Source organism: Solimonas fluminis (genome assembly GCF_002930645.1).
In the GTDB taxonomy this organism is placed as follows: Bacteria; Pseudomonadota; Gammaproteobacteria; order Nevskiales; family Nevskiaceae; genus Solimonas_A; species Solimonas_A fluminis.
Window position 1 is genome coordinate 568,276 of the sequence record NZ_PSNW01000001.1, and the last position, 13,364, is coordinate 581,639.

14 protein-coding genes are annotated in these 13,364 nt (G+C 68.2%); 11 read left to right on the plus strand and 3 right to left on the minus strand.

The genetic code is table 11. The features are described 5' to 3' along the window. From C3942_RS22195 to C3942_RS02635, 4 genes are all read left to right on the plus strand, one after another. Entirely contained in the window at nucleotides 1-249 is a 249-nt protein-coding gene (locus tag C3942_RS22195) for a MoaD/ThiS family protein (RefSeq protein WP_104228766.1), read from the plus strand. 133 nt (nucleotides 250-382) lie between these two features. After that, complete coding sequence (locus C3942_RS02625; RefSeq protein WP_104228767.1) at nucleotides 383-880, plus strand: molybdenum cofactor biosynthesis protein MoaE; 498 nt, start codon at nucleotides 383-385, stop codon at nucleotides 878-880. Further along, nucleotides 877-1,818, plus strand: coding sequence for a bifunctional molybdenum cofactor biosynthesis protein MoaC/MoaB (moaCB, locus tag C3942_RS02630; protein ID WP_104228768.1), 942 nt, complete (start codon nucleotides 877-879; stop codon nucleotides 1,816-1,818). Before C3942_RS02625 ends, moaCB begins: the two co-directional genes overlap by 4 nt. After that, a complete protein-coding gene (locus tag C3942_RS02635) occupies nucleotides 1,818-3,050 on the plus strand; it encodes a molybdopterin molybdotransferase MoeA (protein WP_104228769.1) in 1,233 nt (410 codons plus the stop codon). The genes moaCB and C3942_RS02635 overlap by 1 nt, the downstream gene beginning before the upstream one ends. Before the next feature lie 5 nt (nucleotides 3,051-3,055). Here the strand turns inward: C3942_RS02635 and C3942_RS02640 are convergent, their stop codons facing one another. Continuing rightward, entirely contained in the window at nucleotides 3,056-3,622 is a 567-nt protein-coding gene (locus C3942_RS02640; protein ID WP_104228770.1) for an HNH endonuclease, read from the minus strand. 236 nt (nucleotides 3,623-3,858) lie between these two features. Between C3942_RS02640 and C3942_RS02645 the strand changes: the two genes are divergently transcribed. The 4 genes from C3942_RS02645 to C3942_RS02660 are packed head-to-tail and all read left to right on the plus strand — an operon-like array spanning nucleotide 3,859 to nucleotide 7,868. Continuing rightward, a complete protein-coding gene (locus tag C3942_RS02645; RefSeq protein WP_104228771.1) occupies nucleotides 3,859-5,007 on the plus strand; it encodes a polyamine ABC transporter substrate-binding protein in 1,149 nt (382 codons plus the stop codon). Nucleotides 5,008-5,017: 10 nt separating this feature from the next. Next, nucleotides 5,018-6,142 carry an ABC transporter ATP-binding protein gene (locus C3942_RS02650; RefSeq protein ID WP_104228772.1) on the plus strand — a complete coding sequence of 375 codons (1,125 nt, stop codon included), beginning with the start codon at nucleotides 5,018-5,020 and terminating at the stop codon, nucleotides 6,140-6,142. Nucleotides 6,143-6,174: 32 nt separating this feature from the next. Continuing rightward, nucleotides 6,175-7,053, plus strand: coding sequence for an ABC transporter permease subunit (locus C3942_RS02655; protein WP_165797304.1), 879 nt, complete (start codon nucleotides 6,175-6,177; stop codon nucleotides 7,051-7,053). Beyond that, on the plus strand, nucleotides 7,050-7,868 hold the full coding sequence (locus C3942_RS02660) for an ABC transporter permease subunit (RefSeq protein WP_104228773.1): 819 nt from the start codon (nucleotides 7,050-7,052) through the stop codon (nucleotides 7,866-7,868). Before C3942_RS02655 ends, C3942_RS02660 begins: the two co-directional genes overlap by 4 nt. A gap of 43 nt (nucleotides 7,869-7,911) precedes the next feature. On the opposite strand, the gene C3942_RS02665 is transcribed toward C3942_RS02660, so the two are convergent. After that, a complete protein-coding gene (locus C3942_RS02665) occupies nucleotides 7,912-8,127 on the minus strand; it encodes a BrnA antitoxin family protein (protein ID WP_104228774.1) in 216 nt (71 codons plus the stop codon). Further along, on the minus strand, nucleotides 8,124-8,411 hold the full coding sequence (locus C3942_RS02670) for a BrnT family toxin (protein ID WP_104229006.1): 288 nt from the start codon (nucleotides 8,409-8,411) through the stop codon (nucleotides 8,124-8,126). The genes C3942_RS02665 and C3942_RS02670 overlap by 4 nt, the downstream gene beginning before the upstream one ends. Nucleotides 8,412-8,555: 144 nt before the next feature. Here C3942_RS02670 and clpB point away from each other — a divergent pair, with 144 nt between their 5' ends. The 3 genes from clpB (at nucleotide 8,556) to feoB (ending at nucleotide 13,360) form a co-directional block, all read left to right on the plus strand. After that, nucleotides 8,556-11,153 carry an ATP-dependent chaperone ClpB gene (gene clpB, locus C3942_RS02675; RefSeq protein WP_104228775.1) on the plus strand — a complete coding sequence of 866 codons (2,598 nt, stop codon included), beginning with the start codon at nucleotides 8,556-8,558 and terminating at the stop codon, nucleotides 11,151-11,153. Nucleotides 11,154-11,276: 123 nt separating this feature from the next. Beyond that, on the plus strand, nucleotides 11,277-11,525 hold the full coding sequence (locus C3942_RS02680; RefSeq protein WP_104228776.1) for a FeoA family protein: 249 nt from the start codon (nucleotides 11,277-11,279) through the stop codon (nucleotides 11,523-11,525). Beyond that, nucleotides 11,522-13,360: a ferrous iron transport protein B gene (feoB, locus tag C3942_RS02685; RefSeq protein ID WP_104228777.1), complete on the plus strand. Its 1,839-nt coding sequence runs from the start codon at nucleotides 11,522-11,524 to the stop codon at nucleotides 13,358-13,360. Before C3942_RS02680 ends, feoB begins: the two co-directional genes overlap by 4 nt. Nucleotides 13,361-13,364 lie beyond the last annotated feature (4 nt).

The window sequence follows — 13,364 nt, forward strand, 5'->3', positions numbered from 1 at the left end:
TTGCAGATCACCTTCGAATTCTGGGGCGCCCTGCGGCGCGCCGCCGGCGGCGACGAGCGCACGCTGGCGCTGCCCGCCGGTGCCGGCAGCATCGGCGACGCCCTGGAGGCCCTGGCCGACGCCATCCCGGCGTTGGGCGAATACCTGGAAACCACCGCCGTGGCGCAGGGCGACCGGCTGCTGCTGCGGACCGAGGAACTGGAAGACGGCATGCGACTGGCGCTGCTGCCGCCGGTGGCTGGCGGGTGAGGCGGATCAAGGCAACAGTCCAGTGGACTGTTGCCCCGCCGAACACCCGGCCATGGATGGCCGGGCCGGGGTGAATTCGGGTTCCTGCAGTCGCGCCATGGACGGCAGCCACCAAAGTTAGGAAGCTATGCCCATGTATCTTTTCGACACCCCCCTGCAACTCGACCCCATCCTCGGCATGGCCGAGCACCGCGACTGCGGCGCGCTGAACGTCTTTGGCGGCACCGTGCGCGACCACAACGAGGGCAAGCGCGTGCTGCGGCTGAAGTACACCGCCTTCGCGCCGCTGGCCGAGAAGCTGATGCGCGAGATCGAGCAGGAGACGCGCGAGAAGTTCGGCGTGCCGCACTGCCGCGTGATCCACCGCCTGGGCCTGCTGGAGATCGGCGACATCGCGATCTACTGCGCCGTGCGCGCACCCCATCGCGGCGAGGCCTTCGCGGCCTGCAAGTACGCGGTGGACGCGGTCAAGCATCGCGTGCCGATCTGGAAGGAGGAGTTCTTCGAGGACGGCACCAGCGCCTTCAACCAGGGCTGCTGCATCCGCCCCGACCTGCCCCCTGAACACGACAACGGCCACAGCCATGCCCACGACCATGAGCACGGCGATCACCACCATCATCACGCATGAAAGACGTTTCCCTGAAGCCGGACTCCCTGCGCACGGCGTCCGCCACGGCGACGCTGCGCGCGCCGCAGCACTGCATCGAGCGACTGCGCAGCGGCGATACCGAGAAGGGTGACCCGGTCAAGACCGCGCGCATCGCCGGCATCCTTGCCGCCAAGCGTACCGACGAACTGATACCGCTGTGCCACCCGCTGCCGATCTACCGCGCCGACCTGCGCTTCGAACTGGGCGAGGGCCAGGTCGAGGTGATCAGCGAGGTCGAGACCATCGCCCCGACCGGCGTGGAGATGGAGGCGCTCACCGCCGCCAGCATCGCCGTGCTGACGCTCTACGACATGCTCAAGCCCTACTGCGAGCCGGAAGAGCTGGAGATGACCAACTGCAGGCTGCTGCAGAAGAAGGGCGGCAAGTCGCAGTTCCGCCGCAAGCTGCGCGTGCCGGCCACGGCCGCGGTGATCGTGCTGTCCGACACCGTGTCGGCGAAGAAGAAGCCCGACACCGCCGGTGCCGGCGTGCGCGACGACCTCGCCGCCGCGGGCTTCGACCCCATGACCTACGAGATCCTGCCGGACGAGCCGGAGCAGCTGCTGGCCAGCGTCAAGGCCAAGGTGAAGCAGGGCGTGGACCTGATCGTCACCGTCGGCGGCACCGGCATGGGCTCGCGCGACATCACCGTGGATACGCTCAAGCCGCTGATCACGCGCGAGCTGCCGGGCATGATGGAGGCCGCCCGCGCCTTCGGCCAGCGCCGCACGCCCTTCGCGCTGATGTCGCGCGGCGTCGCCGGCTTCATCGGCAACACCCTGCTGATCACCTGTCCCGGCTCGCGCCGCGGCGCGCTGGAAACGCTGGCGCCGCTGATGCCGGGCCTGGTGCATATCTTCGAGGTCTGCCGCCACGACAAGCCGCACCCCGGCGGCTACACGATGGACATCCGCTGATGGCGCACGATTGCGGCGACGTCGCGCACGGCGGCAAGTCGCCGCTGCTGCCGCTGGAAGCGGCACTGGCGGTCTACGGCGAACGCATCCGGCCGCTGGCTGCGCAGCGCGGGCCGGTGCACGAGGCCCTGGGCCGCGTGCTGGCAGAACCGGCCGCCTCCGCCGTGGACCTGCCGCTGTTCACCCAGAGCGCCGTCGACGGCTATGCCCTGCGCAGCGCCGATGCCGCCGGGACGCTGCGCGTCACCGGCGAGATCGCGGCCGGCGATGCGGCGAAGCTGTCCGTCGGCCCCGGCGAGGCCCTGCGCATCTTCACCGGCGGCGCCGTTCCCGCCGGCGCCGATACGGTTGCACGCCAGGAGATCGTCAAGCGCGAGGGCGACCGCATCACGCTGACCGAGCCGCTGGCCGCCAACGTGGACATCCGCCACCGCGGCGAGGAAGTCCGCGCCGGCGATCCCATCTCCCCCCCAGGCCGGCGGCTGCACTCCGGCCTGCTCGCCGCGCTGGCCATGGCCGGCGTGCAGCAGGTGGCCACCCGCCCACGCCCGCGCGTGGCCGTGCTGGTCACCGGCAACGAGGTGGCCCGCCCCGGCGAGGCCCTGGCCCCCGGCCAGATCCACGACGCCAACGGGCCGCTCTGCGCCGGCTGGCTGGCCGAGCGCGGCTACCCTCTGGCCATGCTGCGCTATGTGCCGGACAGCCTGGATGCGGTCACCGCCGCGCTGCAGGACGCCGCAGCCGGCGCCGACCTGGTGATCACCTCCGGCGGCGTGTCGGTGGGCGACCACGACCACCTGCCCGCCGCCGCCAAGGCCGCCGGTTTCGAACGCGTGTTCTGGAAGGTGGCCCAGAAACCCGGCAAGCCGATCTGGTACGGCATGCGCGGCAACCAGCCGCTGCTGGCCCTGCCCGGCAACCCCGGTGCGGTGCTGATCGGCCTGCACGTGCATGTCATCCGCGCGCTGCAGCTGCTGGAGGGACTCGACCAGCCCGCGCCGCTATGGCGCGAAGGCGCGCTGGCCGCGGACTTCAGGGCCGACCGCGTGCGCGACAGCCTGCTGCGCGTGACCGTGGGCCAGGACCCATCCGGCCGCGTGACGCTGGGCCGTCTGGCGAAGCAGGATTCGCACATGCTGAGCAACCTGGCGCGAGCCGATGCGCTGGCCTGGCTGCCGGCCAGCGAGACGCCGCTGGCCGCGGGCACGCCGGTGCGCTGGATCGCGCTCTAGCCGCTTCAGGCGGCGTGTGTTGCGGTCTTGCGCGCGTACGACGCCAGGAATTCCATCTGGTCGGCCAGGATGCGGCGGTTCTGCAGGATCAGGTACTCCGCCAGGTTCGGCGTGTAGGGCACCGCCAGCAGCTTCATGCCGGCTTCCTCGGGGGTGCGGTCGTCCTTGCGCTGGTTGCAGTGGCGGCAGGCGGTCACGCAGTTCTCCCAGGCCGAGGCGCCGCCGCGCGAGGCCGGCATGACATGGTCCCGGGTCAGATGGGAAGCCGCGAACTGCAAGCCGCAGTACAGGCAGAGGTTGCGGTCGCGCTGGAACAGGGTGCGGTTGGTCAGCAGCGGCACGCCCTTCTCGAAGCGGCGCGATTTGTCGGCGACGGCGATGATCGAGCCGATCTCCATGCGGGAGCGGAGGCCGGTAGCGGCGCAGATGCCGCCGTGGATCGTGAAGCGCTCTTCTCCGGCCTCCCAGCGCACGCGGTCGCGTGCGTAGAGGGTGACGGCGGTCTGCCAGCGGACCCATGAAACCGGGAGCCCGCCGACATCCAGCTTGAGGATGGCGGGGATCGTCTCCATGAAAAACCTTGCTCGGGCGATCTTCCGTTCACGCGAAAGACCGTCTTGGAATTCAGCGCATTGGATACCAGCAATGTTAAAGCTATTTGAACAGTATCCCCTATGCCGCCCCTACGCAAGCCAGTACGGCCGGAACGGCGCGCAATTTGCTTGACGTGCGGGGCCTTAACCACGAATGTAGCGCGCATCTGCGGCGCCGCAGGGTGCCCGGTTCCAAACTTTCCAGGAGTCGCTTCATGAAATCGCAAAGCGCCGCGGTTGCCCTTTCCCTATGCGCCCTGCTGGCCGCCTGCGGCAAGAAGGAGCAAGCCGCTCCGCCCGCCGCCCCGGGTGCCGCGCCCACCGCCGCCGCGCCGGCTTCCAAGGACCTCAACGTCTACAACTACTCGGACTACATCGCCGAGGACGTGATCCCGGGCTTCGAGGCCAAGACCGGCGTCAAGGTGACCTATGACGTCTACGACAGCGACGAGGTGGTGGAGGCCAAGCTGCTGGCCGGCTCCACCGGCTACGACATCGTGGTGCCCACGCTGAACTTCTTCGGCCGCCAGATCCAGGCCGGAGTCTTCCTCAAGCTGGACAAGGCCAGGATTCCCAACCTGGCCAACCTCGACCCGGCGATCATGCAGCGCATCGCCCAGCAGGACCCGGGCAACCAGTACGGCGTGCCCTACATGAGCGGCACTACCGGCATCGGCTACAACGTCGACAAGGTCAAGAAGGCCTTCGGCACGCTGGACGTGGTCAACAGCTGGGACCTGGTGTTCAAGCCGGAGAACATCTCCAAGCTGAAGTCCTGCGGCGTGACGCTGCTGGACACGCCCTCCGACCTGATCCCCATTGCCCTGCACTACCTGGGCGAAAATCCCAACAGCACCGACCCGAAGGTCATCGACAAGGCCGCGGCGCTGCTCAAGAGCATCCGTCCCTACATCCAGAACTTCCATTCCTCGCAGCTGGTGGGCGCGCTGGCCAACGGCAACACCTGCCTGGTGGTGGCCTGGTCCGGCGACGTGATCCAGGCCCGCGACCGCGCCGAGGAGGCCAAGAACGGCGTCAACATCGGCTATTCCATCCCCAAGGAAGGTGCGCCGCAGTGGTTCGACATGCTGGCGATCCCCAAGGATGCCAAGAACGTGGACAACGCCTACGCCTTCATCAACCACCTGCTGGACCCGAAGGTGGCCGCCTCCAACACCAACTACATCCATTACGCCAACCCGGTGCCGTCCTCGCTGCCGGATATCGAGGAAGACATCCGCAACGACGCCACGATCTACCCGCCGGCCGAGGTCGCCGCCAAGCTGTTCACCTATGCGGTGGTGCCGCCGGAAGTGGATCGCCAGTACACCCGCATCTGGACCGAGCTGAAGACCGGCAAGTAAGGGGGCCGTCATGGGTGCTCCCGCGCCGGACAAGGACGCTGCCGACAAGGCCGGCTACCTGCGCATCCAGGAGGTGCGCAAGGAATTCGACGGCTTCGTCGCGCTGGAGGACGTCAGCCTGAGCATCAACCGGGGCGAGATCTTCGCCCTGCTGGGCGGCTCCGGCAGCGGCAAGTCCACGCTGCTGCGCTGCCTGGCCGGATTCGAGACGCCCACCGCGGGGCACATCCTGCTGGACGGCCAGGCCCTGGGCGACACCCCGCCCTACGAGCGGCCGATCAACATGATGTTCCAGTCCTATGCGCTGTTCCCGCACATGACGGTGGAGCAGAACATCGCCTTCGGCCTGAAGCAGGACAAGCTGCCCAAGGAACGGATTCGCCAGCGCGTCGCCGAGATGCTGGAGCTGGTCAAGCTCGAGAAGCTGGCCAAGCGCAAGCCGCACCAGCTTTCCGGCGGCCAGCAGCAGCGCGTGGCGCTGGCGCGCTCGCTGGCCAAGGGGCCGAAACTCCTCTTGCTCGACGAGCCCATGGGCGCCCTGGACAAGCAGCTGCGCACGCAGATGCAGCTGGAACTGGTGGAGATCATCGAGACCTCCGGCGTCACCTGCGTGATGGTGACCCACGACCAGGAAGAGGCCATGACCATGGCCACGCGCATCGCGCTGATGGAACACGGCCGCATCCGCCAGGTAGGCACGCCCGACGAGATCTACGAGCAGCCCACCAGCCGCTTCTCGGCCAGCTTCATCGGCTCGGTCAACCTGATCGAGGGCGTGGTGAAGGACGACGAGAAGGACTTCGTCACCATCGGCACGCCGGCCTTCCCGGACCTGATCTACGTCGGCCACGGCATCTCCGGCTTCGAGGGCCAGGAAGTGGCCTTTGCCCTGCGCCCGGAGAAGCTGCGCATCGGCAAGAAGGAACCGGAGCAGCGCCACAACAAGGCCAAGGGCGTGATCCAGGACATCGCCTACTTCGGCAGCCATTCGGTCTACCACGTGCACCTGCCGGGCGGCTACAAGTTCATGGCCAACTTCACCAACCGCCACCGCTGGGACAGCGACAACCTCACCTGGTACGACGAGGTCTGGGTGTCCTGGGGGGAGGAAGACGGCGTGGTGCTGAGCTCGTGAACGAGGACCTGCGCGCCGCGCTGCGCCGCTGGCTGCCGCAGCCCCGCTGGGGCGTGATCGCCGCGCCCTACCTCTGGCTGATCCTGTTCTTCGCGATCCCCTTCCTGATCGTGCTGAAGATTTCGTTCACGCGCATGGCCATCGCCATGCCGCCGTACACGCCGGTGCTGGAGTACATCGACGACGCACTGACGCTGCGCCTGAACCTGGCCAACTACCTCAAGCTGTTCAGCGACTCGCAGTACGTGGTCGCCTACCTCAGTTCGATCAAGATCGCGGCCATCTCCACCCTGCTGTGCCTGCTGATCGGCTACCCGATGGCCTACGCCATCGCCCGCATGGGCCCCACCGCGCGCAACATCGCCCTGATGCTGGTGGTGCTTCCGTCCTGGACCTCCTTCCTGATCCGCGTCTATGCCTGGATCGGCATCCTCGACGGCAACGGCATCCTCAACCGCCTGCTGATGTCCGCCGGGCTGATCTCGGAGCCGCTGCAGATCCTCTACACGCCGGCGGCGGCCTACATCGGCATCGTCTACTGCTACCTGCCGTTCATGATCCTGCCGCTGTACGCCACCCTGGTGAAACTGGACCAGCGCCTGCTGGAGGCCGCCTACGACCTCGGTGCCCGGCCCTGGTCGGCGTTCTGGCGCATCACCTGGCCGCTGTCGCGGTCCGGCGTGATCGCCGGCTGCATGCTGGTGATGATCCCGGCCATCGGCGAGTTCGTGATCCCCGAAATGCTCGGCGGGCCGGACACCCTGATGATCGGCCGCGTGCTTTGGAGCGAGTTCTTCAACAACCGCGACTGGCCGGCCGCCTCGGCCGTGGCCACCGTGCTGCTGCTCCTGCTGCTGGTTCCCATCGTGATCTTCAACCGCCAGCAGCAGCGGCAGCTGGAGGCCCGATGAAGGCCACTGCCGGACAGCGCTGGGCGGGCCGCTCGGTCCTGCTGCTGGGCTTCGCCTTCCTGTACCTGCCGATCGTGCTGCTGATGGTGTACTCGTTCAACGAGTCGCGCCTGGCCACGGTCTGGTCCGGCTTCTCCACCAAGTGGTACGGCGAGCTGTTCCGCGACCGCCAGATCCTGGCCGCCGCCTGGGTCAGCCTGAAGATCGCGTTCTGGACCGCCAGCGCCGCCACCGTGCTCGGCACCATGGCCGCGCTGGTGATGACACGCTTCCACCGCTTTCCCGGCAAGACCGCCTTCGGCGCCCTGATCACCGCCCCGCTGGTGATGCCCGAGGTGATCCTGGGCCTGTCGATCCTGCTGATGCTGGTCTCGGCTGGCGCCCTGCTGGGCATCCCCTCCAAGGGCGTGATCGCGATCTGGATCGCCCACGTCACCCTGACGCTGTCCTTCGTCACCGTGGTGGTGTCCTCGCGCCTGCAGGAGATGGACCGCTCGCTGGAGGAAGCGGCGATGGACCTGGGCGCCAACCGCCTCAAGGTGTTCTTCCTGATCACCCTGCCGATCATCGCACCGTCCCTGGTATCCGGCTGGCTGCTGGCCTTCACCCTGTCCCTGGACGACGTGGTGATCGCCAGCTTCCTCGCCGGCCCGGATTCCACCACCCTGCCGATCAAGGTCTTCTCCTCCGTGCGCCTGGGCCTGAGCCCCAAGATCAACGCACTGGCGACGCTGATGATCCTGATCGTGTCGCTGGGCGTGGTGGTGGGCTGGTGGCTGACGACGAGAAGGGAGCGGGACGGAAAGGCGGCTTAGCTTCCAGTCCACTAGCGCCAGCAGGGTATTGCCTATCTTGCCGTTACTGCCAGCTCAAGTCCGGCTTGCGATCATTCGCTACGCAATCCCTCAGATATAAGTTGATCAGGCTCTGATACGGAATTCCCGTTTCCTCGGCCATGCTCTTGAAGTAGCCGATGACGTCATCACCCATGCGGATCGTCACCTGCCGCTTCAGCTTGGATGCATAGGGGTTCTTGCGCGACTTCATCACTGAAAAGTCGTACTCCTTCTTCATGGCGTGGGTCCCTCGTAGTGCTGTCGCTCGCTGGCCGTGGCCTTTCGAGCCGAAATGATCCGGATCGCCTTCCCCCGCTGCCGTTCGCAGTGACAAACCACGAGGATGCGGGAACGATGGCTGACGCCCAGCATGATGAAGCGCTCTTCTTCGCCGGAATGGCCTTCATCGAAGAACTGCCGCGCGTACTCATCGAAGAAAACCGACTTGGCCTCCTCGAAGGACACACCATGCTTCGCGAGATTCGCGCGTGCCTTGGCCGGATCCCATTGGAAGTCAATCATACATACAGTGTACATACGCAATGAGGGGCGTCAACGGGTGCACGAAGCCTTGGGCTCGCCCGGAGAAAGGGTACCGCCCCCTTGAACCCCACCCTGTCGCCACCAGATTCAGGCCAGTACCATTCAACCGAGTAACCCCTTGCCATGCGCATGGACAAACTGACCAGCCGCTTCCAGCAGGCCCTTGCCGACGCCCAGTCCCTGGCCGTGGGCCGGGACAACCCGCATATCGACCCGGCGCACCTGCTGCTGGCCCTGCTCGACCAGGACAGCGGCTCCACCCTGCCCCTGCTGCAGCGCGGCGGGGTCAATACCGACCTGCTGCGTACCCGCCTCTCCCGGGCGGTGGAGCAGTTGCCCAAGCTGGGCCAGGCCACCGGCGAGGTGACCGTGGGCCCGGACCTGTCGCGCCTGCTGAACCTGACCGACAAGCTGGCCCAGCAGAAGAAGGACCAGTTCATCTCCAGCGAGCTGTTCGTGCTGGCCGCCCTGGACGACAAGGGCGCCACCGGCGAGGCGCTGCGTGCCGCCGGTGCCCGCAAGGAGCTGCTGGAGAAGGCCATCGAGCAGGTGCGCGGCGGCCAGAAGGTGGACTCGGAGAACGCCGAGGACAACCGCCAGGCGCTGCAGAAGTACACCATCGACCTCACCGCCCGCGCCCAGGCCGGCAAGCTGGACCCGGTGATCGGGCGCGACGAGGAAATCCGCCGCGTGATCCAGGTGCTGAGCCGCCGCACCAAGAACAATCCGGCCCTGATCGGCGAGCCCGGCGTGGGCAAGACCGCCATCGTCGAGGGCCTGGCCTCGCGCATCGTCAACGGCGAGGTGCCGGAGTCCCTGAAGAACAAGCGCGTGCTGACGCTGGACCTCGGCGCGCTGATCGCGGGCGCCAAGTTCCGCGGCGAGTTCGAGGAGCGCCTGAAGAGCGTGCTCAACGAACTGGCCAAGGACCAGGGCAGCGTGATCCTGTTCATCGACGAGATCCATACCCTGGTCGGCGCCGGCAAGGCCGACGGCGCGATGGATGCCGGCAACATGCTCAAGCCCGCGCTGGCGCGCGGCGAGCTGCACTGCGTGGGCGCCACCACGCTGGACGAGTACCGCAAGTACATCGAGAAGGACGCGGCGCTGGAACGCCGTTTCCAGAAGGTGCTGGTGGGCGAGCCGAGCGTGGAGGACACCATCGCCATCCTGCGCGGCCTCAAGGAGCGCTACGAGGTGCACCACGGCGTGGACATCACCGACGGCGCGCTGATCGCCGCGGCCAAGCTGTCGCACCGCTACATCACCGACCGCAACCTGCCGGACAAGGCCATCGACCTGGTGGACGAGGCCGCCTCGCGCATCCGCATCGAGATCGACTCGAAGCCGGAGGCGCTGGACCGCCTGCACCGCCGCCTGATCCAGCTCAAGATCGAGCGCGAAGCCCTGAAGAAGGAAGACGACGAGGGCGCGCGCCGCTCGCTGGCCGAGCTGGAGAAGACCATCGCCGGCCTGGAGCGCGAGTACTCCGACCTGGAAGAGAAGTGGAAGGCCGAGAAGGCGTCCGTCGCCGGCTCCGCCGGCGTCAAGGAGGAGCTGGAGCGCGCCCGCCTGGACCTGGAGGCGGCCCGCCGCGCGGGCGACCTGCAGCGCATGGCGGAACTGCAGTACGGCCGCATCCCGGAACTGGAGCGCCGAGCCGCGCAGGCCACGGCCGCCCCCGAGGGCGCGCCGAAGAAGTTCGAGCTGCTGCGCAATTCGGTGAGCGAGGACGAGATCGCCGAGATCGTCGGCCGCTGGACCGGCATCCCGGTGTCCAAGCTGCTGGAAGGCGAGCGCGAGAAGCTGCTGCGCATGGAAGACGAGCTGCACCGGCGCGTGGTCTCGCAGGACGAGGCGATCAGCGCCGTGTCCAACGCCATCCGCCGCTCGCGCGCCGGCCTGTCGGACCCCAACAAGCCGATCGGCTCCTTCCTGTTCCTGGGCCCCACCGGCGTGGGCAAGACCGAGCTGTGCAAGGCGCTGGCCAGCTTCCTGTTCGACACGGAAGAGGCGATGGTGCGCGTCGACATGTCGGAGTTCATGGAGCGCCACTCCGTGTCGCGCCTGATCGGCGCTCCGCCGGGCTACGTCGGCTACGACGAGGGCGGTTACCTGACCGAGGCGGTGCGGCGCCGGCCCTATTCCGTGATCCTGCTCGACGAGGTCGAGAAGGCGCACGCGGATGTCTTCAACGTGCTGCTGCAGGTGCTGGATGACGGCCGCCTGACCGACGGCCAGGGCCGCACCGTGGACTTCCGCAACACCGTGCTGGTGATGACCTCCAACCTGGGCTCGCAGCTGATCCAGGAGATGCTGGGCAAGCCCGAGGAGGGCCGGCCGGAGTACGACGCGATCAAGGAAGCCGTGATGGGGGTGGTCGGCAGCCACTTCCGGCCGGAGTTCATCAACCGCATCGACGAGGCCGTGGTATTCCACCCGCTGGGCGCCGCCCAGATCCGCGCGATCGCCAAGTTCCAGACCGCGCGCGTCACCCAGCGCCTGGCGGAACGCGGCATCGCCCTGGAGTTCAGCGACGCCGCCCTGGACCAGCTGGCCCAGGCGGGCTACGACCCGGTCTACGGCGCCCGCCCGCTCAAGCGCGCGATCCAGGCCCTGGTGGAGAACCCGCTGGCGCGGGAAATCCTCGACGGCCGTTTCGCGACCGGCGACCGGGTGAAGGTGGATGCCGTCGAGGGCCGGCTGAGCTTCACGCGCTGAGGGCCACGCATGAACCCCGCTTCGGCCTTGCCGGGGCGGGGTTCTGCTTTTCCACCCCGGTTCGCACCCCCGGGGCAGGCGGGCTACAATGCAAATCATTCTTATCTAGCTGCCGCCAGCCCCATGACCCTGTCCGAGCTGCCCCGCAACACCCCCGCCGTCGTGGTCGGGGTCCAGGATGTCTCCGCCGGCGACCCCATCGCCGTGCGCCTGCGGGAGCTGGGCTTCGTCGCCGGGGAGCCGGTACGCGTCACCGCCCATGGCCCGGCCGGGCGCGAGCCGCTGCTGGTGCAGATCGGCTATACCCGCTTTGCCCTGCGCCGTGCCGAGGCCGCGCGCGTGTCCGTGAAACTGGCGGAGGCCCGGGCATGACCGCCCAGTCCCTGCGCATCGCCCTGGTCGGCAACCCCAACTGCGGCAAGACCGCGCTGTTCAACCGCCTGACCGGCAGCCGCCAGAAGGTGGCGAACTACGCCGGCGTGACCGTGGAGCGCAAGGAAGGCCGTTTCGCCGCGCCTTCCGGCCGCCATATCCAGGTGCTGGACCTGCCCGGCGCCTACAGCCTGGCCGCCACCAGCCCCGACGAGGCCGTGACCCGCGACGTCTGCCTGGGCCGCTTCGAGGGCGAGGCGCGCCCGGACCTGCTGGTCTGCGTGGTGGACGCCACCAACCTGCGCCTGCATCTGCGCTTCGTGCTGGAACTGCAGCGCCTGGGGCTGCCGATGGTGCTGGCCCTGAACATGTGCGACGCCGCCGAGCGCCGCGGCATCCGGATCGACGTGGCGAAGCTGCAGGCCGGCCTGGGCCTGCCGGTGGTGCAGACCGTGGCCGTACGCCGCGGCGGCGCCGAGGCCCTGGTGAAGCAGCTCGATGGCCAGTTGCCGCCGCTGCCGGCACCGCTGCCGGAAGGCTCGGACCTGCACGCCGAGGTCAGCCGCCTGCTGTCCGCGGCGGTCAGCGTGCCGGAGCGCACCGCGCGCATCGACGACGCCATCGACCGCGTGGTGCTGCATCCGGTGTTCGGCCTGGCCCTGCTGGCGGTGCTGATGTTCACGATCTTCCAGGCGGTGTTCTCCTGGGCCGCGCCGCTGATGGACAGCATCGATGCCGGTGCCGCCTGGCTGGGCGCTGCGGCGGGCGAGGCCATGCCCGAGGGCCTGCTCAAGAGCCTGCTCGTGGACGGCATCATCGCGGGCCTGGGCGGCGTGATCATCTTCCTGCCGCAGATCCTGATCCTGTTCCTGTTCATCCTGCTGCTGGAGGAGTCCGGCTACCTGCCGCGCGCCGCCTTCCTGCTGGACCGCATGATGGTCGGCGCCGGCCTCACCGGCCGCAGCTTCATCCCGCTGCTGTCCAGCTTCGCCTGCGCGATCCCCGGCATCATGGCCGCACGCACCATCCAGGACCCGCGCGATCGCCTCGCCACGATCCTGGTGGCGCCGCTGATGACCTGTTCGGCGCGCCTGCCGGTCTATGCCTTGCTGATCGCCGCCTTCATCCCGCAGCAGGACGTGGGCATCTTCAACCTCCAGGGCCTGGTGCTGTTCGCACTCTATGCCGCCGGCATCCTCAGCGCGCTGGTGGTGGCCTACGTGATGAAGTGGACGCGCCGCGACCACAGCGAACACTCCCTGCTGCTGGAACTGCCGAGCTACCGCCTGCCCAATCCGGCCGACATCGCCATCGGCCTCTGGGAACGCGCCGGCATCTTCCTCAAGCGCGTCGGCACCATCATCCTGGCGCTGACGATCCTGCTGTGGTTCCTGTCCACTTTCCCGGCGCCGCCGCCGGGAGCGACCGGCGCCGCCATCGACTACAGCCTGGCCGGCACCATCGGCAAGTGGATGCAGCCGCTGTTCGATCCCATCGGCTTCAACTGGCAGATCTGCATTGCGCTGATCCCGGGCCTGGCGGCGCGCGAGGTGGCCGTGGGCGCGCTCGCCACGGTCTACGCCCTGTCCGCCACCGGGGAGGACCCCTCCGGCTCGCTGATCCCGATCATCGCCGACCAGTGGACCCTGGCCACGGCGCTGTCGCTGCTGGCCTGGTACGTCTACGCCCCGCAGTGCCTGGCCACGCTGGCCACGATCCGCCGCGAGGGCGGCGGCTGGCGTACCGTCGGCATCGCCGCCGGCTACCTCTTCGGCCTGGCCTACCTGGCCTCGCTGGTCACCTACCAGGTCACCCTGGCACTGACGGGTGGATGAAGCC

Coding starts and splice junctions, on each gene's coding strand:
- C3942_RS02625 (WP_104228767.1), top strand. CDS start 383: ATGTATCTTTTCGACACCCCCCTGCAACTCGACCCCATCCTCGGCATG.
- moaCB (WP_104228768.1), top strand. CDS start 877: ATGAAAGACGTTTCCCTGAAGCCGGACTCCCTGCGCACGGCGTCCGCC.
- C3942_RS02635 (WP_104228769.1), top strand. CDS start 1,818: ATGGCGCACGATTGCGGCGACGTCGCGCACGGCGGCAAGTCGCCGCTG.
- C3942_RS02640 (WP_104228770.1), bottom strand. CDS start 3,622: ATGGAGACGATCCCCGCCATCCTCAAGCTGGATGTCGGCGGGCTCCCG.
- C3942_RS02645 (WP_104228771.1), top strand. CDS start 3,859: ATGAAATCGCAAAGCGCCGCGGTTGCCCTTTCCCTATGCGCCCTGCTG.
- C3942_RS02650 (WP_104228772.1), top strand. CDS start 5,018: ATGGGTGCTCCCGCGCCGGACAAGGACGCTGCCGACAAGGCCGGCTAC.
- C3942_RS02660 (WP_104228773.1), top strand. CDS start 7,050: ATGAAGGCCACTGCCGGACAGCGCTGGGCGGGCCGCTCGGTCCTGCTG.
- C3942_RS02665 (WP_104228774.1), bottom strand. CDS start 8,127: ATGAAGAAGGAGTACGACTTTTCAGTGATGAAGTCGCGCAAGAACCCC.
- C3942_RS02670 (WP_104229006.1), bottom strand. CDS start 8,411: ATGATTGACTTCCAATGGGATCCGGCCAAGGCACGCGCGAATCTCGCG.
- clpB (WP_104228775.1), top strand. CDS start 8,556: ATGCGCATGGACAAACTGACCAGCCGCTTCCAGCAGGCCCTTGCCGAC.
- C3942_RS02680 (WP_104228776.1), top strand. CDS start 11,277: ATGACCCTGTCCGAGCTGCCCCGCAACACCCCCGCCGTCGTGGTCGGG.
- feoB (WP_104228777.1), top strand. CDS start 11,522: ATGACCGCCCAGTCCCTGCGCATCGCCCTGGTCGGCAACCCCAACTGC.